Consider the following 22,262-nt stretch of genomic DNA (forward strand, 5'->3'; position numbering starts at 1 on the left):
CTGGTTTTTTGCTCAAATGTAGTGTTTTTGACCGCTTCGAAAATCACTTTGCCGTGGGTGCTGGTCAGTTTGGCATTCTGGCCAGCAGCAATTTTGCTCGCCTGATAGGTACTGTCATCGCGGCTTAACAGGCTAATATCACCGTCAGCCGTGAATTCCGTCACTTTATTGGTCGCCACATGATGGACATTATGGTGCGATTTTTTCCGCCCCCACCACTTACGAGTACTCCAGCGTTCTTCGGCATGGCTGGTTTCTTCCATTGCCTGGGCGAATAGATAGCCGCCCTCAGCCGCAATATCCATCACTTTTTTGGCTACCAACTGAGTGGCCTGAAACAAGATGCTGCCATTTGATATCAGCGTCAGTGTGCCGCCGCTATTGAGCTGAGTGGATTGCTGGAGTTTTCTGTAGCTGGAATTATCGCCACCGCCATAATGATCCTCGTTCAACACCGATTCAAAGCGCATATCGCCGCCGGAAGTCAGTGTCATATCACCGCCAGCGGCGAGTTCTGCACCCTGGGTGATAAGCTGATGATTGGCCACCACATTCAGAGTGTTGCCGGCTTTCAGGCGAGTAGCGGCGTGGCGGGTGTAGCGTGAGTCATCAGTCCAATCAATACCAGTGTATGGCAGCACCGCCAGTTGAATATGTTGCCCGGCTAATAAGGTGAGATTATTGTCCGCATTAATATTGCTGCCCTGGGTCAGAATATCGCGACCGGCATTAATTAAGGTATTGCCTTTGGCATTTATCTGAACTGTATAATCAGGGGTTTGGGAGCGAGGGAATATATTATAATATACAGAGCCTGAATGGTTGTTATTATAACGCTCCATAAGATCTGACCAGACAGTTATATTATAGGGTTCCAGTTCAATATCACGAGCAGCGTGCAAGTTAATATCCTGTCCGGCGTTTAGCTTGATCCCCTGTAATATCAGGTTATTACCGGCATTCAGTGTAATGTCGCCATTACTGGTTAATCGATTTGATAGCGATAATAGTTGGTTAATATTTTCCAAATATTTGTCTGGATCCAAAAAACCATCGGTAATTAGAATTTCTTCGGGCTTGAGTATATGTGAAACATTAATATCATGTCCGGCCGACAAGCTAATATTAGCTGCCGGATGGATAAGGGCGTCGGTTAATTGAATATCTTTACCTGCCATGGCAGTAAAATCATGGCTGGCTTTAATGCGATTAAATACCCGCGCATCATCTGGCTGACGCGAAGACATGTCAGGTGAATTTGTTTTAATATTCCCCTCACGGCTCAGAAATAAAATGTTGCTCCCCAAAAATTCACTTGATGATGAATAAATATCATTCAGTGCCGTCAGTGAAATATCCTGACCACGCAAACTGCTATTGGCTAATGCAATGCTGTCTTCTGCAACAAAGGTAATGTCGCCACTGGCCTGTATTAAATCTCTGCTGGAAATAGTCTTACCATGCAGTAAAATATTATGACCTTTTAATACCGGCGGTGTGAACTCGGATAATGATAAGGGAGCAGTTTTATCTAACTCCGGCACCGGGCGCTGTAACTGAATATTGTTGTTAAAGTCCAGCACGATATTTCCACCCGCCGTGATTGTCGCACTGTATTTTTCAGCCTCAGTTAACTGGTAAAACAATCGATTGTCATGAAAAACATAATAATCCGGCCCATGATAATCCACTTTATAATAACGAAACTCATCTTTTACCCAGTCACTGGCGCTGCTGTTTAAAAAATTATTACCGGTCAGGAAAATATCTTTCTTGGCACTGATATGGCTGTTTTTATTCTCTAACTGGCTGGCATTAATATACAAATTATTCCCTGAATACAGGGTAGCAGCCGGTGATGACGCATTTAGTTGCCAAACACTTTTTTCAGTGTTGATCCGCCAGACACCACTTTGCCATTCACCGGTTTCGATGGCACCAAACCATTTTTCGGGCAGTTCTCGGGTGGGCCAGTCGTATGCTAATGTGATGATAACTTTGCCCGGTGAATCGCTATCGTCATCGTAATCATTAAGTTGGCGCGAATCCGGAATTAATTTCTGCCACCCGGCAGTCACTATCGGGCGACTATTATCCAGTTTTTCGGTACGGATAATTAAATCACCACTATTGGTTTTAATGGTGCCGGATTTATTTTCAACCAGAGTGTTTTTATTCCCCTCGGCATCTTTTTGTATCCAGAGATTATTCCCCGCAAGAAGTTTTGCTTGCTGACCGGTATTACGCACTTGATCACTAAATATACGCGCATCACGGTTAGAAAATAATCCCCCGGAATTATTAAATTGTTGGCTGACCAATGTCGTATCGCGCATACTGAGTAATTCACTGCCCGCAGTGACAGTAATTTCCTTCCCGACAATATTCAGATCTTTGTTCGCTCGAATATCACCTAATGTCACATTGCCCGCGACATCAATATTGATATCTCCTTTGGTAGTGAAAGTATTTTTAAGATTAGCAGCCACGCCTTTTTCCGTTGATACCAGGCGGATACGATCAGCATACATTCCGCCTAGAGCGCGGGTATCTATCGCCAGCGCAGGAGCGGCACCTGCCGCGGGTAAAGATTGAATATGCCCATTCTGATATTCAACCTGATTAACACCCAGAATCATATCAAGATGATTTGCATAGATTTTACCGTCAAGATTTAGCGTGCGGCTGAGGATAGCTGTATCACCCTGATTAAGAGTATTTAGCCCTTTATCACCTATCGTGATTGCTCCACCAGATACATCCAATCGCTTGAGTTGACCCATCCAACCCATGACCGGTGTTCCGGTGGTTAAGGTAACCGCATCCATATTGTGAAACATGCAGCCATTACAATGCAGACCATTAGGATTGGCGATAATCACACTGGCCTTTGGGCCAAAAACGACCAGTATTCCTTCCAGAGATGAAGGCTGACGGCTCGTCACTTCGTTAATAATTAACTGAGCGCTATTGCCCGTTAAATGTGGATTAGTGGCCAACCGATCGGGTAATTCGGAATTGACATTCACTTGAGCATTATTTAATACCGCCCCCTTGGGGGAAATATTAAAGTCACGATAGCGGTTATGAGATACCCCGGCGGCGTTGGGTGTGGCAATATTGACCACGGGGATCTCGTCGTGAAGTGTCACTGTGGTTCGGCGATCCGCAGCTTGGATACCGGCCGCAATGGCTGGGTGCAAAGGGTGCACCGCCGTCAAATAAATCAGTATCCAGCTCAGAATACGCACGCGTTGATAAGCAAATCCGGCCATAAATCACCTTCCTGGTGTTGTGAGGGATGCGCGGCTGATTTGTCATATAATAGGAAATCGGCAAGCCAGCCAGAGAGAACAACTCACTGACTAGCCTACGTAATTTGCGGGGCAAATATTATGGTAGTTTGGCTGATTTGCTATTTTACCCCCTTACTCATTGAGCAAATAATTGGCTGTAACTATTCCCATCATCCTGACTGACGATGTATAAGAGGATCCTATTTTTCTGTCTGAAGTCGCATAAGGATGATGCCCCATGAACCGCCTCCCTACCCTGTATGGCATTATTGCGATCCTGCTTTGGAGCATGAGTGTCGCCTTGACGCGCGGGCTGTCTGAGACCTTGGGGCCATTTGGTGCCGGAGCGGCAATTTATACTGTCAGTGGAATTTTGGTGTGGCTGGTCGCCGGGAAACCCACTTTGCGCGGGCAGCATCCGGCCTATTTGTATGGCTGTGGTGCGCTGTTTGTGGTGTATATGGTGGCTTTTGCCTTAGCCATCGGGATGGCAAATGACCGCCAGCAAACTCTCGAAATCGGCTTGATTAATTATCTGTGGCCTAGTCTAACTCTGCTGTTAGCGGTGCCCTTACTCAAACTCCGGGCGCGTTGGTGGCTGTGGCCGGGGGGCGCTTTGGCGCTGTTTGGCGTTATTTGGGTAGTGAGTGGCGGAGATGGGTTGGATGTCAGTACCCTGAAAACTAATATCAGCAGTAACCCGCTAGCTTACAGTCTGGCGCTCATTGCGGCCTTTACTTGGGCGGGTTATTCCAATCTGGTGCGGATATACAGCCACGGGCCAGGGGCATTGCCACTTTTTTTGCTCGCCTGCGCCTTGTGTCTGTGGGTGATGTTTTTTATGCTGACCCCCGGCAAGTTGCATTTCACTCAGCGCGCCACTTTTGAGCTGTTACTGATGGGAGCCAATACTGCACTGGCCTATCTGTGCTGGGATATCGCCATGAAAAAAGGCAACGCCACATTGGTCGCCGCCCTCTCTTACTTCACACCGTTGTTATCGATATTGATTGCCAGTTTGTGGCTCAATACCTTGCCGCCAGCCGCTTTCTGGCCCGGTGTTGCGATGGTGGTTGCCGGTTCATTACTCTGCTGGTCTGCCAGCCGCTCCGCTATTGAGAAATGATGAAGTTACGATAGCCTTTCAAGACTAAAAGAAAGTCTTCCAGGCCGCACAAGCAGAGGCTTTCTTCATCATAGTAATTCATGCCCTCTTCCATTTCGTCGCCTTCAATATCTAATTGATTGGCGCGCACCATCACTTCTTCGCCATCTAGCCATAAGGTATATTCATGGCCCGTCAGTTGCCACTGGCGCTCACTGCCTTTGACTTCAGCCGCCGCAGCTTCTATTTGATCCAGCTTTGCTAAATCACCTTTAATCTCTTCATTGAGCCAGTGGCCGATCACTTCATGCCCCATGGAGAATCTGACCAGCACTTGTCCGGTTAAATCACGCAAGAATTCATAGTCCATAGCATGCCCTCCTGATGCTCTTTTAATTATTGTAACCGTATTTGATTATCTCACTTGGCGCGGAATCGCAAAGCCGACAAATAACAGCAAAATTTCCCTTCAATACGATTTTTAAAATATAAACGGGAGGCCATTGGCCTCCCGTTTATACTCGTCATACTTCAAGCTGCATATGCGTTGGCTACGTTCAATCACCCGAATCACTTACAACACAGTAAGCTCATCGGGACTCTCCCACTTGCCGCCTTCCTGCAACTCGAATTATTTAGAGTATAGCAGGGGCGAAATATAGCGGCTTACACGGCGGTTTGGAAGATAACACCATCAGCTTTATCAGTATATTGGCTTAACTGATCAAAATTCAGGTAACGGTAAGTATCTTCTGCGGTCTTATCAACCTGAGCCATATAAGTTTGATATTCATCCGGAGTTGGCAGACGCCCCAGCAGGGATGCAATCGCCGCCAGTTCAGCCGACGCCAGATAAACATTCGCCCCATTCCCCAAGCGGTTCGGGAAGTTACGGGTGGAAGTCGAAACCACTGTGGCTCCATCTGCCACGCGCGCCTGGTTACCCATGCACAGAGAGCAACCAGGGATCTCAATGCGAGCACCACTCTTACCAAAGACGCTGTAATAGCCCTCTTCAGTCAGCTGCGCGGCATCCATTTTGGTCGGTGGAGCAACCCACAGGCGGGTTGGCAACTGGCCTTTATGTTGATCCAGCAACTTACCGGCAGCACGGAAGTGGCCAATGTTGGTCATACAGGAACCGATAAAGACTTCATCGATTTTGCTGTTAGCCACATCGGACAGCAAGCGGGCATCATCAGGATCGTTTGGCGCGCACAGAATCGGCTGAGTGATTTCCGCCAAATCGATTTCGATCACTGCGGCGTATTCTGCATCCGCATCACCTTCCAGCAGATTAGGGTTCGCCAACCAGCTTTCCATGCCATTGACACGGCGCTCCAGCGTACGGCGGTCGCCGTAACCTTCAGCTATCATCCACTTCAACAACACAATGTTGGATTGCAGATATTCAATGATCGGCGCTTTATCCAGCTTGATGGTGCAACCAGCAGCAGAGCGCTCAGCGGAAGCATCCGCCAGCTCGAATGCCTGTTCAACTTTCAGCTCTGGCAGGCCTTCAATTTCCAGAATTCGGCCAGAGAAGATATTCTTCTTGCCTTGTTTCTCAACCGTCAGCAGGCCTTCTTGAATCGCGTAGTAAGGAATTGCATGCACCAGATCACGCAGAGTGATACCCGGCTGCATTTTACCTTTAAAGCGCACCAGCACCGACTCAGGCATGTCCAATGGCATCACGCCTGTTGCTGCCGCAAAGGCCACCAGACCAGAACCCGCCGGGAAAGAAATCCCGATAGGGAAGCGGGTGTGAGAGTCACCGCCAGTGCCGACAGTATCTGGCAGCAGCATACGGTTAAGCCATGAGTGAATGATGCCATCACCTGGGCGCAGCGACACACCGCCACGATTCATAATAAAGTCAGGCAGTGTGTGGTGAGTGGTCACGTCAACTGGCTTCGGATACGCCGCCGTATGACAGAATGACTGCATCACTAAGTCAGCTGAGAAACCCAGACAGGCTAAATCTTTCAGCTCATCACGGGTCATCGGGCCGGTGGTATCTTGTGAACCGACCGAGGTCATTTTAGGTTCGCAGTATTCCCCCGGACGTACACCGGCAACACCGCAAGCGCGACCCACCATTTTCTGCGCCAGCGAGAAACCTTTGTTGCTTTTGGCAACCGGCTTCGCGATACGGAAGACTTCACTGACCGGCAAGCCCAGAGATTCGCGGGCTTTGGTGGTCAAACCACGGCCGACGATCAACGGAATACGCCCACCAGCACGGACTTCGTCCAACAACACTTCAGTTTTCAGCTCGAAGGTAGCAAGTATTTCACCAGTATCATGAAGGCGAACTTCGCCCAGATATGGATAGATATCAATGACATCGCCCATATTCAGGTTACTGACATCCACTTCGATAGGCAAGGCACCGGCATCTTCCATGGTGTTAAAGAAGATTGGCGCAATTTTGCTGCCCAGCACCACACCGCCGCCGCGCTTATTTGGCACGTAAGGGATGTCGTCGCCCATAAACCACAGCACGGAGTTAGTGGCAGATTTACGGGAGGAACCGGTACCGACTACATCGCCAACATAGGCCAGTGGGAAGCCTTTTTTGTTCAGTTCTTCAATCTGTTTGATCGGGCCAACACTGCCCGGTTGATCCGGATGAATACCTTCGCGGGCATTTTTCAGCATCGCCAAAGCATGCAATGGGATATCAGGGCGAGACCAGGCATCTTGAGCTGGAGACAAGTCATCGGTGTTGGTTTCACCGGTCACTTTAAACACAGTTACAGTGATTTTTTCTGCCAACGCCGGGCGGGAAAGATACCATTCGGCATCCGCCCAGGATTGCATGACTTTCTTGGCGTGGGGATTGCTGGCTTTAGCTTTTTCTTCCACATCGTAGAAGTTATCAAACATCAGCAAGGTATGAGATAACGCTTTGCCCGCAATCGGTGCCAGCTTTTCATTATCTAACGCATCAATCAGCGGATGAATGTTATAGCCGCCCTGCATGGTACCAAGCAGTTCAATCGCTTTTTCGGCATTAATCAGGGGAGAGTGGGCTTCGCCCTTGGCAATGGCCGCCAGAAAACCAGCTTTAACATAGGCTGCTTCATCAACACCGGGTGGTACGCGGTTAATCAGCAGATCTAACAAGAATTCTTCTTCGCCCGCAGGCGGATTTTTTAATGATTCAACCAGCGCGGCCATTTGTGACGCATCTAATGGCTTGGGGACGATACCCTCAGCAGCACGCTCGGCTACGTGCTTACGGTATTCTTCTAGCACGACTCTCTCCTCGCTTTAATTATCATATATTTTGCCAGGCTATCAGTAGCCACCAGCCATCATCATTGATGCACCAGGTGTAAGGTAAGATGCCCAGTTTCGCTCAGCCAGCATACCAGTATTTGAACTCAGTGTTAATTCGTTCACATAAAAGCAACATTAAATTTTTGCTGAATCGTTGAGCGCAGTGTAATCATCTGACGTATTGATAGCGGCTCTCAGTTAGCCCTTTACAGTAGGGTAATATCCGTAAAATACCTTGGCATAATAACCTTATTAAATGAGTGGACACCATCTTACAATGAGAATCTCGTGCTGTCGGTAGGATTTTTAGGGCGCGGAATAGCGAATGGAAGATATTGTGACGATAAATGAAACAGAAACAGCCGATAATGACTGTTTCTGCTTTAACAAAAAACCAATGCCCAAAATGAAGGACATTTAGAATTGGGTATTCAAGCTAACAAAATATGTCCGGCCTGACTCATTGTAAGTGGCGGCCCCTGCCCCGGCGATCCCCGCTACGCTCTGGGCATTGCCGGCGCGGAACTGGCGTTTATCGAACAGGTTTTCAATCCCGGTGGTGACACTGACATTTTTGGTCACTGTATAACTGCCGCTCAGGCCGAAGATAGCATACGGGCTGACTTCATTGCGCGCGGTGCCAGTGACCGGCAGACCTTGATAGTCATATTTCTTCGGCTTCTGACGCCCATACCATGTCACTGTCGACAGTAAGGACAAATCATCCGTTGCCTGCCAACTCAGTGAGCTGTTCAAGGTATATTTCGGCGTGATTGATAAATAATCGCCGGTGGTTTTATTCTTCGATTCCAGCATGTAGGTCAGATTACTGCTCCATTGCACCGCGTCGGTGAATGGCACGGTCAAGTTACCTTCCAGCCCTTCAACCAGCGCTTTCGGTACGTTTTCCCACTTGAAGATATCAGAATTAGTGTAATCTCCAGTGCCGCCATTGGCCGTTCCGAGGGAGACTATACCCGGCTCAATCTTATCGCGGTAATCATTACGGAAGTAAGTGATACCGGCAATAATACCGTCGTTATGGAACTCGAATCCTATCTCTTTGTTGATGCTGGTTTCCGCTGACAGAGCGTCATTGCCCATCAGGTAGCAACTGCCCCCAGCACCATAGCACCCCTGACCACGGCTATATAACAGATAGTTAGGATTGGTTTGATAGAGATTTGGCGCTTTATAGGCGCGGGCAATCCCCATTTTCATAGTGAAATAGTCGCCCAGTTCTTGTGACAGGTTTAGCCCCGGACTCCAGTTGCTTCCCGCGGTGCTGTGATGATCAAAACGCAGCGCGGGGGTGAGCATGGTGGTCTCCGTCAACTCGATATTATCTTCCACAAATACCGAGACTATCTGTGCTGAAGTGCGCGTATCTCGCCCGACGCCCGTTAAACCGCCCACATTGCCGCCTTCAGTCGTGGTTTGAGTATTGGAGGTTGGGTCGTTCATTTTCTGGTCATTCCATTCCGCGCCGACAGTCAGCACTTGATTGACCCCTAACTCAAACGGCAGGTTAACCTCGGAATGGGCCAGATAGTTATCCAATTTGATCGTGCTGAATTTGTTATTGGAGAAGATACCCTCGGTGCCGCCCGCCAGCCCCTCATTAATGCGTGAGTTCCGGGTATTTTCATATTGGACATAAGAGGTGGTGCTGACGCCGTTATCCCAAAAACCGCGATGTGTCAGTGAGAAATTACCACGATACATTACGTTGGTTTCCGCACCATATAAACTGCGAACAATGGCATTGCTGTTGGTGTTTTGTGTATCACCGGCATAAATATTCCCTTGGCGGCTATAACCCGCCTCGAATGCCAGGGATTGGCCCTGAGCAAACTCCCAGCTCAGTAACCCGTTGATATCTTTATTACGAACCCCTTCACGACCGGCTGGCAATGTGCCCACCTGATTACCGGTTCGCGCTGATTCATGGCCTTGGTTAATATTCCAATCATCAGCATCAGTTTTATTGTATCCACCGTATAAGCGGAAATTGACAGTATCACTTAATGGCCCCAACAGGCTGAAATCAGTGCGACGAGTCGCGCCTTCTTCGCTATGCTGCGGCATATTCATGTAAGCATTCCAGCTACCATGCAGCTCTTTATCTGGCTGTTTGGTAATGATATTCACCACACCACCTGCGGCACCATTACCATAGCGCGCGGCGGCAGGGCCGCGTAATACTTCGATTTTCTCAACCATATTCGCCGGTACCCAGTTGGTATCACCACGGGTATCGCGCTCACCGCGCCAACCATAACGCACCGCATTGCGGCTCGAAACCGGAATGCCGTCAATCATAATCAGGGTGTTCTCAGGCCCCATGCCGCGAATATCAATCTGGCGGTTATTCCCGCGCTGACCGCTGGCAGAGTTACCTGAAAGGTTAACACCGGGCATGGTTCGGATAATTTCGGACAAATCATTCGCCGGAGGGCGTTTGCGGATATATTCTGCAGTGATAGTCGATGCGCCCAGCGCTTGGCGGACTTGCTGCTGAGCCGTGACCACCAAGGTATCGCCCGTTGCCGCTGTGCTTTCTGCGGCGGTTGTTTTTTGTTGTTGTGACGTGTCTGAATCAGACCCTGCCTGAGTGGTATCTTGTGTCTGCGCCCAAAGCGGAGTCGAAATACAGAGACCAATCAAGCTCGCTAAGGTCGTCAGAGAGCGCCGCTGCCATTTTACTTTCATTACACTTTCCCCGATGCAAAAGCCCACAGCAAATGTCAGCAGAGGAAAATCTCTGCCAATCTATTCACGGGGCAACAAAAACGAACAAGATTGATAATTATTTTCATTATCAATTCATCCCGCTAATTGTTACATTTGCAATCAGAAAAAAGGTTTGTGTAAACAGCAAAACTCTTTGTTATAAAGTCAATATCAGTGGAGAGTTCATTATGTCGGTGGTGAAGAAAAACAAGTTGCGCAATGTCTCCCCCTCGTCTAAACCAATTTATCGCGACCAAATTGTGCAGCAGTCAAATCTGGTGGCCAGTGACTATCAGCTGAGCGGCGCTAAGTTAGCGCCCACTGATCCTGTGTTGTATGGCGATTTTCAAGTATTGCGGCTGAATCCACATCTGATCCTGCACACCGCGAATGTGACCAACCTTTCCGATATCAAAACGCAGAATCAGCTCAACCCAGCGTTGAAGCTAGCGATTGTTGTCAGCGGCAGCGCACATATTTCATTTGGTGGTAAGCAACTGCATTTGCAGGAAAAAGGCGATGCGTCGCTGATTTCACTCACTGAAAACACGCTTTTTACTCGCCACGGCAAAAATAATAGCCATGAGCGCACTCTGACCCTTACATTTGATCGGGAATGGTTATATGGCGATCTACTACCGCAGGCTGGCGCTTGGGATACTCTATACAACTTCACTCAGCAGCATTTGGCGGTTCATTTATGGCGTCCATCAATTCATGCCCAGGCGATTGCTCAGAAAATAGCCAGTTCTCCGCCCTTTTCAACACCATTGGAGCGCCTGCACTGCGAAACGCAATGTATTGGTCTGATTATTGAAGCATTCAGTTCACTGGAACAGCAGGCGCTACAGCAAAATAAAATATCATTACGCGGTATGAACCGGGTGCAACAGGTCCGTGACTGGTTGGAAAGTGGTGAAGCTGACCATCTTTCAATGAGTGAATTATCCCGTCTGGTGAATATGAGCCAAAGTACTTTGCAGCGGCGTTTTCGTGAAAGCTACAACATTACGGTGTTTGAATATCTGCGCCATTGCCGTTTAAAACGCGCGATGTTGGCTATTCAGAAAGAAGGGATCAGTATTGATCAAGCCGCCACTATTGCGGGTTATACTAGCCCGGCAAATTTCGCTACCGCATTGCGGCGGATATTTAATATTTCCCCCAGTCAATTACGCACTGGACAGTTTTTTTAACTATTCCAGCCAATGAGATTTCACTCCGACTAATATAAAGAATAGTGGTCTTTATTAATCGTCACAACATAAATATAAATAAATTTGCCAATAAGATTTTTCATCTTGATTTAGCATTCACTTTGGCTAAATATTTATCTGCATTCCAACTTTCAAGAAATGTAATTTATTACAATAACAAATGTTAATATGGAGTTTTCATGAAAATAAACCACGCTTTATTAATACTTATTTACATTGTTATATCCATTAAAATAGTACACTCCCGCCCAGTAGAACCTAAATATCAATCAAATAAAGAGAGTTTTAGTCAATATCAAGCCAGACATTGCAAATGGGAAAACCGCATGGCATGCAAAGAAGTCCCCGAAGATCAGGGGAAAACACCGCCACTGACCAGTGAAGAAATTGCACTGGATGTAGGTCTGGGAATATTAACCGGCGGCCCGACCCCACAGCCGAAAGGATTTAAATTTTCGGTAGGAAAGTTACCTGTTAAGCCGACAGCAAAAGTGCCAACAACGCCCAAACTCAGCACCACTACAGAGCGGACACCATTATTACCTGCGATGGCCAAACCGAAAGCCAAAGGCGTAGTAAGACGGGTCAATGGAAAAGTGGGCTATCTCTTAGGCGATCCCAATGCGCCTAAATTGGGTGAGGAGCCACCAATAAAACGAGCAAGGGTAGACAGCTCAGACTTAGACTCATCCAGTTCGGATATATCGGATACATCCAGCATAAAAGAATCTGACGCAGAGGATGATAACATTCAGCAACCCGAAAAAAGCAAATTCACAATAATACATCGGAGAAGCCCTATTCAGGAAAGTGAAATAGAAATCGCCATTGAGGAAATAAAAAGTATTTACAGTGAGGAGTTTTGGCATGACACTCAGCTCGATATAAAGGATGAAATTTCAGGATATAATAAATTACGCACTAATAAAGAAATTAGCTTTCAAGATTACTTTGCCTTAAGAGATTATACTGAAGACGGATATGCAAGAATTAACAATTCCATACGAAGCAAAAATATTATGCCAGACATTAAAATAGAAATAGATCAGTTAACAAATGCACTCATGCGTCATTCAGATATTAACATTTCACTTAAGAATAGATCATTTAGAAATTTAACCACAGAAATTACAGATACGGTTTATCGCGGTGAAGTCAGAAACCAGGCTGAGTTTGAAACACAGATAATAGAAGAAGAAATCTACAATAATGATAGTTTTTTTAGCACCACCTCAGATGAAGAATATATTACAAACTTTAATACTGAAGATCTCAATGATGGCGAAGTTAATGTCAGATACACTATTCATTACCCCAAAGGCTTGACCTACAGCACCGATGTTTCAGCCCTATTGGATAATAGTGAAGAAACCAGAATATTTCTGCCTGATAGTCGTTTTTTGGTGACTAAGATAGAAGTCATCGGTGATGGAACAATTGCAGTAGAAATGCGAGTTCTCAGAGGACTACAATCGGAATTTATCCTCCCACCAGTACCTATTAATTAAAATGATTGTTTTCATAAAAAACGGCCCTGATAAAGGGCCGCTTCAACACTTACATCTGCAAATACTGTATCAGCAAAAAATTATTTCTTTTTCGCTTTCGGGTTCGGCAAGTCAGTAATGCTACCTTCGTAGATTTCTGCCGCCAGACCAACAGATTCATGCAAGGTTGGGTGAGCATGAATCGTCAGGGCGATATCTTCAGCATCACAACCCATCTCAATGGCCAGACCGATTTCACCTAACAGTTCGCCACCGTTAGTCCCGACAATCGCGCCACCAATGATGCGGTGAGTTTCTTTGTCGAAAATCAGTTTGGTCATACCGTCTGCGCAATCAGAAGCAATAGCACGGCCCGATGCCGCCCACGGGAAAGTGGAGGTTTCGTAGCTGATGCCTTTTTCTTTGGCTTCTTTCTCAGTCAGACCCACCCATGCAACTTCGGGTTCAGTGTATGCAATAGATGGAATGACTTTTGGATCGAAGTAATGTTTCATGCCGGAGATAACTTCGGCAGCAACATGGCCTTCGTGAACACCTTTGTGTGCCAGCATTGGCTGACCCACGATGTCACCGATAGCAAAAATGTGCGGTACGTTGGTACGCAGTTGTTTATCTACGTGGATAAAGCCACGCTCGTCAACTTCAACGCCAGCCTGACCTGCATCCAGCAACTTACCGTTAGGTACGCGACCGATAGCAACCAGAACTGCGTCATAACGCTGTGGTTCTGCTGGAGCTTTTTTGCCTTCCATCGTGACGTAGATGCCATCTTCTTTGGCTTCTACCGCGGTCACTTTGGTTTCCAACATCAGGTTGAATTGCTTGCTGATACGCTTGGTGAATACTTTCACCACGTCTTTGTCGGCCGCCGGAATAACTTGGTCAGCCATTTCGACTACATCAATCTTCGAGCCCAGCGCATGGTAAACAGTACCCATTTCCAGACCGATAATGCCGCCGCCCATCACCAACAGACGTTCTGGGACAGTTTTCAGTGCCAGCGCATCAGTTGAGTCCCAAACACGTGGGTCTTCATGAGGAATAAATGGCAGTTGGATTGGACGAGAACCTGCGGCGATAATCGCGTTATCGAAAGTAATCGTGGTTGGGCCGTTTTCACCCTCAACAACCAGAGTATTCGCGCCTGTAAATTTACCCAGACCGTTAACCACTTTGACTTTACGGCCTTTAGCCATACCTGCCAAACCACCGGTTAACTGATTGATAACTTTTTCTTTCCAAACACGTACTTTATCAATGTCAGTTTTAGGCTCGCCAAACACGATACCGTGTTCAGCCAATGCTTTGGCTTCTTCGATAACTTTAGCAACGTGTAACAACGCCTTGGACGGGATACAACCGACATTCAAGCAAACACCACCCAGAGTGGCATAACGCTCAACCAGAATAGTTTCTAAACCTAAATCCGCGCAACGAAAAGCAGCAGAGTACCCTGCTGGGCCTGCCCCAAGTACCACGACCTGAGTTTTAATTTCAGTACTCATCATGACCTCTTAATTGTTTGTCCGGCGGATCAGACACCATTTTTTAGGCTAATTAATTGCATAACGCCCGCATCCACCGTGACGCTTGCACCGCGTGCAGTTTACAGAATTGTTAATAACCTGAAAAGCCGCATCGCGTGACGAGGGTCTCAACAACCTTGTCGACTTATGTAAAAACAAGGCCGGCGCGAAGCCGGCCTTAGCGATTACATCACCAAACGGCGAATGTCGGCCAGCATGTTATTGATGATGGTGATAAAGCGCGCACCATCAGCACCGTCAATCACACGGTGGTCGAAGGAGAGTGACATCGGCATCATCAGACGCGGCTGGAACTCTTTACCGTTCCAGACTGGCTCTATCGCAGACTTGGAGACACCCAAGATAGCCACTTCCGGCGCATTAACAATCGGCGCGAAGTGAGTTGTCCCGATACCACCCAAGCTGGAGATGGTGAAGCAACCGCCCTGCATTTCGCCAGCGGTCAGCTTGCCATCACGAGCTTTCTTGGAGATAGCCATCAGTTCACGGGACAGTTCAGTGATGCTTTTCTTGTTCACATCCTTGAATACCGGAACGACCAGACCATTTGGCGTATCTACCGCGACACCGATGTTGATGTACTTTTTCAGCGTCAGCTTCTGACCATCTTCTGACAGTGAGCTGTTGAAACGTGGCATCTGCTCGAGAGCAGCAGCAACAGCTTTCATGATGAACACCACTGGGGTGAACTTCACGTCCAGCTTACGCTTGGCAGCTTCGTCATTCTGCAGCTTACGGAACGCTTCCAGATCGGTGATATCGGTTTTGTCGAAGTGTGTCACATGCGGGATCATGACCCAGTTGCGGCTCAGGTTAGCACCAGAGATTTTCTGGATACGGCCCAATTCCACTTCTTCGATTTCACCGAACTTGCTGAAATCAACTTTCGGCCACGGCAGCATGCCTGGCAGACCACCGCCAGCAGCAGGGGCAGTTTCAGCACGTTTGACCGCATCTTTCACGTAAACCTGAACGTCTTCGCGCAGGATACGGCCCTTACGGCCAGTTCCTTTCACTTTCGCCAGATTAACGCCAAATTCACGGGCCAGACGGCGGATCACCGGCGTGGCATGCACATAGGCATCATTCTCAGCAAACTCACTTTTGCTTGCAGCTGGAGCCGTAGCCACTTTAGCTGGCGCAGCAGCAGGAGCCGCTTGCTGGGCTGGAGCTTCAGTTTGTGGTGCTGGAGCCGAAGCTGCCGCCGGTGCTGCACCTGCAACTTCAAATACCATGATTAGAGAGCCGGTTTTCACTTTGTCGCCAGTGCTGATTTTGATCTCTTTCACGATACCGGCGAAGGGTGCAGGCACTTCCATAGAGGCTTTATCGCCCTCTACAGTGATAAGAGATTGTTCCGCGGCAACAGTGTCGCCCACTTTAACCATCACTTCGGTGACTTCAACTTCATCATCACCGATGTCTGGCACTTCAACATTTTTCGCCGCTGATGCCGCAGGAGCCGCTGCCGGAGCTGGGGCCGCTGGTTTCTCTTCAGTTTGAGCAGGGGCCGCAGCGGCACCCGTAGCTTCGAAGATCATCATCAGCTTGCCAGTCGCGACAGTATCGCCGACCGCAATTTTAATTTCTTTAACGACACCCGCCTGCGGTGAAGGGACTTCCATAGAAGCTTTATCACCTTCAACGGTGATCAGCGACTGTTCAACTTCAACAGTATCGCCCACTTTCACCATAATTTCGGTGACTTCAACTTCATCCGCACCGATGTCAGGTACATTGATTTCGATAGACATTTGTTCTTTACCTCTTATGCCAGACGCGGGTTAACTTTATCGGCGTCGATACCAAACTTAGTAATTGCTTCTGCAACTACGCTGGTGTCGATATCACCGCGTTTAGCCAATTCACCCAGAGCTGCAACCACCACGTAAGAAGCATCAACTTCGAAGTGGTGACGCAGGTTCTCACGGCTGTCAGAGCGGCCGAAACCATCTGTACCCAGAACGCGGAACTCGCTGGCAGGAATGAAGTTACGAATCTGTTCAGCAAACAACTTCATGTAGTCAGTAGAAGCCACCGCAGGCGCGTCATTCATAACCTGAGCAACATAAGGTACACGTGGAGTTTCTGTTGGGTGCAGCATGTTCCAACGCTCACAATCCTGGCCATCGCGCGCCAGTTCAGTGAATGAAGTTACACTGTACACATCAGAGCCTACGCCGTAGTCGTTAGCCAAAATCTGAGCGGCTTCGCGAACGTGACGCAGAATTGCCCCTGAGCTCATCAACTGCACTTTGCCTTTGCTACCTGCAACAGTTTCCAGTTTGTAGATACCTTTACGGATACCTTCTTCTGCGCCCTGCGGCATTGCTGGCATGTGATAGTTTTCGTTCAGCGTGGTCAGGTAGTAATAAACGTTTTCCTGCGCATCGCCATACATACGTTGCAGACCATCATGCATGATGACAGCCACTTCGTATGCATAAGCGGGATCGTAAGAGATACAGTTCGGGATAGTCAGTGATTGAATATGGCTATGACCATCTTCATGTTGCAGACCTTCGCCGTTCAGTGTGGTGCGCCCTGAAGTACCGCCGATCAAGAAGCCTCGTGCCTGTTGGTCACCCGCAGCCCAGCACAGATCGCCGATACGTTGGAAACCGAACATGGAGTAGTAGATGTAGAACGGGATCATTGGCAGATCGTTGGTGCTGTAGGAAGTCGCAGCAGCCAGCCAAGAAGAAGCGGCACCCAGCTCATTGATCCCTTCTTGCAGGATCTGGCCTTTTTCGTCTTCTTTGTAGTAAGCAACCTGTTCACGGTCTTGCGGGGTGTACTGCTGACCATTCGGGCTGTAAATACCAATCTGACGGAACAAACCTTCCATACCGAAAGTACGGGCTTCGTCGGCGATGATTGGAACAATTCTGTCTTTGATAGACTTGTTCTTCAGCATCACGTTCAGCACACGCACGAAAGCGATAGTGGTAGAGATTTCTTTGTTCTGCTCTTCCAGCAAGGAGCTGAAATCTGACAACGCTGGGATTTCCAGCTTTTCAGTGAACTTAGGCAAGCGGGTTGGCAGATAGCCTTCCAGCGCCTGACGGCGTTCGTGCAGATACTTAGACTCTTCAGAATCTTTCTCGAAAGTGATGTATGGCAGTTTTTCGATATCTGCATCAGCCACCGGCACATTGAAACGATCGCGGAAGTGGTGAACCCCTTCCATGTTCATTTTCTTCACCTGGTGGGCGATGTTTTTACCTTCAGCTGTTTCGCCCATGCCGTAACCTTTAATGGTGTGGGCCAGGATAACAGTTGGTTTACCGGTAGTTTCTTGTGCTTTTTTCAGTGCAGCAAAGACTTTCTTCGGATCATGACCGCCACGATTCAGAGACCAGATCTCGTCGTCGCTCATGTCTTTCACTAATGCAGCAGTTTCTGGGAAACGGCCAAAGAAGTGTTCGCGTACATAAGCGCCGTCTTTGGATTTGAAAGTCTGGTAGTCGCCATCCAGAGTCTCGTTCATCAGTTGGATCAGTTTACCGCTGGTATCTTTACGCAGCAGCTCATCCCAACGACTCCCCCAAATAACTTTCAGAACCTGCCAGCCAGCACCACTGAAGATGCCTTCCAGTTCATTAATGATTTTGCCGTTACCTGTAACCGGGCCATCAAGGCGCTGCAAGTTACAGTTGATAACGAAGACCAAGTTATCCAGTTTTTCACGGGTCGCGATGGTGATCGCACCTTTAGATTCTGGCTCATCCATCTCGCCGTCGCCCAAGAAGGCGTACACGGTCTGTGCTGAAGTGTCTTTCAGACCACGGTGAGACAGGTATTTCAGGAATTTAGCCTGATAGATTGCACTGATTGGGCCAAGGCCCATAGAGACTGTCGGGAACTGCCAGAACTCAGGCATCAGTTTCGGGTGCGGGTAAGAAGACAAACCTTTACCGTCAACTTCCTGACGGAAGTTATCCATCTGTTCTTGCGTCAGGCGGCCTTCAAGGAAAGCACGCGCATAAACGCCCGGAGAGATGTGGCCCTGGAAGTAAACCAGATCGCCGCCGTCTTTTTGGTTACGAGCACGGAAGAAGTGGTTGAAGCAAACCTCGTAGAAAGTAGCGGAAGATTGGAAGGATGCCATATGGCCGCCCAAATCCAGATCTTTCTTCGACGCACGCAACACGGTCATCACGGCATTCCAACGGATGGCAGAACGAATACGACGCTCCAGCTCCAGGTTGCCAGGGTAAGCGGGTTCGTCTTCTACCGAGATAGTGTTGATGTAATCACGGCTGGCTGAACCAGCTGCAACACTCACACCACCTTTACGGGCTTCGCCCAAGACCTGATCAATCAGATACTGAGCACGCTCAACACCCTCTTCACGGATGACCGATTCGATCGCCTGTAGCCAGTCGCGGGTTTCGATCGGATCCACGTCATTATTTAAACGTTCTGACATGGTGGTATTCCTTATTTATTTCTAATGGTTTATTTGGAGCCTATCTTCCTGTGCTTTAACCCCAGGCTAAAGCACGTGCCCTGGTGAAAACACCGGAAGATAGGCCCATCTTTGGGTTTAGTTGCCGCGTTTCGTGCTCAAAATAAGCATATAGAACCGACCCAAATGCAGGATAAGCTCTTAGTCCTTGCGCTGCTGGAGCCGACGCAAAGATCGCTCACGGCGACTGTGCTCCCGACTGAGGTCCAACAGAATTTCCTCGATAAACGCCAAGTGACGGTGTGAGGCTTCGCGAGCTTTCTCTGGCTCACGAGCCACAATCGCCTCAAAAATCCCGGCGCGGTGACTGCTCACCGTTGCCAGCATTTCGCGGCGCGAGTAAAGCAATTCAAAGTTTTGTTTAACGTTTTGTTCCAGCATTGGCCCCATGCAGCGCAGTAAATGCAGTAAAACCACATTATGCGCAGCCTCTGTGACAGCAACTTGATACTGCATGACAGCATCGGCCTCGGCATCCAAATCGCCGCTGTCTTGTGCTTGCTGAATAACAGTATGGCATTCACGAATGCGTTGTAGGTCTTCATCAGTACCGCGCAGTGCAGCATAATAGGCTGCGACACCTTCGAGGGCATGACGGGTCTCTAACAGATCGAATTGTGATTCTGGATGGTCGGCCAGCAGTTCAGCCAGCGGATCGCTAAAGCTTTGCCACAGATTGGTTTGCACGAAAGTACCACCGCCCTGACGGCGCAACAGCAGCCCCTTAGCCTCTAACCGCTGGATTGCTTCTCGCAGAGAAGGTCGGGAAACATCAAATTGCTTCGCCAACTCGCGCTCAGGCAATAACTTCTCCCCCGGACGCAGCGTCCCTTCCAATATCAGGTACTCGAGCTGCTGCTCGATAACATCTGACAATTTGGGCTGACGTATTTTGTTGTAGGCCATAATTTGTTGTAAGTTGCGCTGTGCCGTATTGAGTGAATCGTCTCTGCGAGTAGCGCGGAGTCAATTGGTAATACCAATTTTAAAAACGTGACGATAAAGTAACAAAGTATTCACTACCTGTCCATACGGACCTTGACCAAAATCATGAAACCCAGCACATTTTAACAACTTCACTGATATAGCAATGCAAAGTGATAACGTAGTGGTGGTAATACCATTACTTGACGCCAGTGAGTTTTAACTTTTATGAAACGCGTATTTAGGCAAGCTGAAGCGTTATAGTTATTTTATTCGTGAATTTAAATCCTATTTTTGTGAATTTAAATTCAATAAAAAGTAAGAAAAGTCTGTTTATCTCTCTTCCCTCACCCAACGACTGGTTTGACCACAATAAAAACAGCCAGCTGGTGACTTTTTTGTGCAACAAACATCTATTACTGCTTTTTCTGAAAACAACAGCTTGATCACGCATCAACATTTTTATTGGCATATTGCCTAAAAATTCAGCGGATAAAATAAAAAGCAGATGCAATAATTATCGCCTAGCACTATTCTCTTTTAAACGGTAGCCAATGGGGCAAATTCCATAGAAAGCAACCGTAAACAAAATAATACAAATAATGTAATCAAAATCTTACGCATAGCATGTGGCACCCGTTTATACCCAATAGATTTATTGAAAGACAACAGGTTTGCCCGCTAGAAGTGACAACGACAGAGGATGCAATAATGAGTGTTCAACAGGAAGGTGCAGAGCTAAAGCGGGGGCTTAAAAACCGCCATATCCAGCTTATTGCCTTAGGTGGCGCTATTGGTACCGGACTGTTTCTGGGTATCGCGCAGACTATTCAAATGGCGGGGCCTTCAGTGTTACTGGGGTATGCCATCGGCGGTTTTATCGCATTTCTGATTATGCGCCAGTTAGGGGAAATGGTGGTCGAGGAGCCAGTAGCCGGTTCTTTCAGTCACTTTGCCTATAAATACTGGGGTAATTTTGCCGGTTTTGCTTCCGGCTGGAATTACTGGGTTCTATACGTGTTAGTCGCTATGGCGGAACTTACCGCCGTGGGTATCTATGTGCAGTATTGGTGGCCGGAGATCCCAACATGGGTATCAGCCGCCGTCTTCTTCCTCGCCATCAACGCCATCAATCTGGCAAACGTGAAAGTGTATGGCGAGATGGAGTTCTGGTTTGCCATCATTAAAGTAGTCGCTATCATCGCCATGATTCTATTCGGTGGATGGTTATTACTAAGCGGACAAGGTGGCCCAGAGGCCACAGTCACTAACTTATGGGCGCAGGGCGGATTCTTCCCCAATGGTATCATGGGGTTAGTGATGGCAATGGCGGTAATTATGTTCTCCTTCGGTGGGCTTGAATTAGTCGGTATCACCGCGGCGGAAGCAGAAAACCCAGCCCAAAGCATCCCGAAAGCAACCAATCAGGTTATCTATCGTATCTTGCTGTTCTATATCGGTTCTTTGGCAATTTTGCTGTCACTTTACCCGTGGGGCAAAGTGGTTGAAGGCGGTAGCCCCTTCGTCCTGATCTTCCATGCCTTGAATAGTAATGTCGTCGCCACCGTATTAAACATTGTGGTGCTAACCGCGGCATTATCGGTCTACAACAGCTGCGTTTACTGTAACAGCCGTATGTTGTTCGGCTTAGCCAAGCAAGGTAATGGTCCGAAAATACTGCTGAAAGTCGATGGCCGCGGGGTGCCGGTTCTTGCAATCGCCGTTTCCGCATTCGCGACCGCTTTCTGTGTGTTGATTAACTATCTGATACCCGGCCGTGCTTTTGAATTGTTAATGGCATTAGTGGTATCAGCGCTGGTGATCAACTGGGCGATGATCAGCTTGGCACACCTTAAATTCCGTGCCGCTAAAAACCGTCAGGGCGTCACTCCACAATTCAAAGCTTTCTGGTATCCGTTCAGCAACTACCTGTGTTTGCTATTCTTGACCGGCATTCTGGTCATTATGTATCTGACACCGGGCATCCAGATTTCAGTGCTGTTGATTCCTGCCTGGTTAGTGCTCCTGGCTGTCGGTTATATCCTGAAAAACCGCAACCAAAGAGCAAAATCCTGATAGCAGAAAGTATCTTGTTATCTTTAGATAATCTGACGATATTGTCGCTAACGGGCCAGCCATCAGTGCTGGCCCGTTTATTTTATTGAATTGAGAC

Annotated in this window: 12 protein-coding genes; 4 read left to right on the top strand and 8 right to left on the bottom strand. The window is 48.0% G+C overall.

Annotated elements, in window-relative coordinates; all coding sequences use genetic code 11:
* On the bottom strand, nucleotides 1–3,275 hold a 3,275-nt coding region (locus tag FTA91_RS09685), incomplete at its 3' end, for a two-partner secretion domain-containing protein (protein ID WP_145583248.1).
* A gap of 259 nt (nucleotides 3,276–3,534) precedes the next feature.
* On the opposite strand from FTA91_RS09685, the gene yddG reads away from it, so the two are divergent.
* A complete protein-coding gene (yddG, locus tag FTA91_RS09690) occupies nucleotides 3,535–4,422 on the top strand; it encodes an aromatic amino acid DMT transporter YddG (protein ID WP_145535092.1) in 888 nt (295 codons plus the stop codon).
* On the opposite strand, the gene yacL is transcribed toward yddG, so the two are convergent.
* From yacL to FTA91_RS09705, 3 genes are all read right to left on the bottom strand, one after another.
* On the bottom strand, nucleotides 4,409–4,771 hold the full coding sequence (gene yacL, locus FTA91_RS09695; RefSeq protein WP_038636236.1) for a protein YacL: 363 nt from the start codon (nucleotides 4,769–4,771) through the stop codon (nucleotides 4,409–4,411). The two genes, yddG and yacL, sit on opposite strands and share 14 nt — an antisense overlap.
* A gap of 296 nt (nucleotides 4,772–5,067) precedes the next feature.
* Complete coding sequence (gene acnB, locus FTA91_RS09700) at nucleotides 5,068–7,665, bottom strand: bifunctional aconitate hydratase 2/2-methylisocitrate dehydratase (protein WP_050113727.1); 2,598 nt, start codon at nucleotides 7,663–7,665, stop codon at nucleotides 5,068–5,070.
* Between the two features lie 441 nt (nucleotides 7,666–8,106).
* Entirely contained in the window at nucleotides 8,107–10,401 is a 2,295-nt protein-coding gene (locus tag FTA91_RS09705) for a TonB-dependent siderophore receptor (RefSeq protein ID WP_050113726.1), read from the bottom strand.
* 209 nt (nucleotides 10,402–10,610) lie between these two features.
* Between FTA91_RS09705 and FTA91_RS09710 the strand changes: the two genes are divergently transcribed.
* Complete coding sequence (locus FTA91_RS09710; protein ID WP_050113725.1) at nucleotides 10,611–11,618, top strand: helix-turn-helix domain-containing protein; 1,008 nt, start codon at nucleotides 10,611–10,613, stop codon at nucleotides 11,616–11,618.
* Nucleotides 11,619–11,818: 200 nt separating this feature from the next.
* A complete protein-coding gene (locus tag FTA91_RS09715; protein ID WP_145583250.1) occupies nucleotides 11,819–13,147 on the top strand; it encodes an ADP-ribosyltransferase in 1,329 nt (442 codons plus the stop codon).
* A gap of 80 nt (nucleotides 13,148–13,227) precedes the next feature.
* Here the strand turns inward: FTA91_RS09715 and lpdA are convergent, their stop codons facing one another.
* From lpdA to pdhR, 4 genes are all read right to left on the bottom strand, one after another.
* Nucleotides 13,228–14,652, bottom strand: a complete 1,425-nt coding sequence (gene lpdA / locus FTA91_RS09720) for a dihydrolipoyl dehydrogenase (protein ID WP_005156808.1) — start codon at nucleotides 14,650–14,652, stop codon at nucleotides 13,228–13,230.
* 206 nt (nucleotides 14,653–14,858) lie between these two features.
* Nucleotides 14,859–16,448 (bottom strand): pyruvate dehydrogenase complex dihydrolipoyllysine-residue acetyltransferase, encoded by a 1,590-nt coding sequence (aceF, locus tag FTA91_RS09725; protein ID WP_145534335.1) that lies wholly within the window; start codon nucleotides 16,446–16,448, stop codon nucleotides 14,859–14,861.
* 14 nt (nucleotides 16,449–16,462) lie between these two features.
* Nucleotides 16,463–19,126, bottom strand: coding sequence for a pyruvate dehydrogenase (acetyl-transferring), homodimeric type (gene aceE, locus FTA91_RS09730; RefSeq protein WP_050113722.1), 2,664 nt, complete (start codon nucleotides 19,124–19,126; stop codon nucleotides 16,463–16,465).
* Nucleotides 19,127–19,306: 180 nt separating this feature from the next.
* Nucleotides 19,307–20,071: a pyruvate dehydrogenase complex transcriptional repressor PdhR gene (pdhR, locus tag FTA91_RS09735; protein WP_004389026.1), complete on the bottom strand. Its 765-nt coding sequence runs from the start codon at nucleotides 20,069–20,071 to the stop codon at nucleotides 19,307–19,309.
* A 729-nt stretch (nucleotides 20,072–20,800) separates the two neighbouring features.
* Here pdhR and FTA91_RS09740 point away from each other — a divergent pair.
* Nucleotides 20,801–22,165, top strand: coding sequence for an amino acid permease (locus FTA91_RS09740; protein ID WP_145534332.1), 1,365 nt, complete (start codon nucleotides 20,801–20,803; stop codon nucleotides 22,163–22,165).
* Nucleotides 22,166–22,262: the final 97 nt, after the last annotated feature.

Origin of the sequence: Yersinia thracica (assembly GCF_902170565.1) — a bacterium.
GTDB classification, from domain to species: Bacteria; Pseudomonadota; Gammaproteobacteria; order Enterobacterales; family Enterobacteriaceae; genus Yersinia; species Yersinia thracica.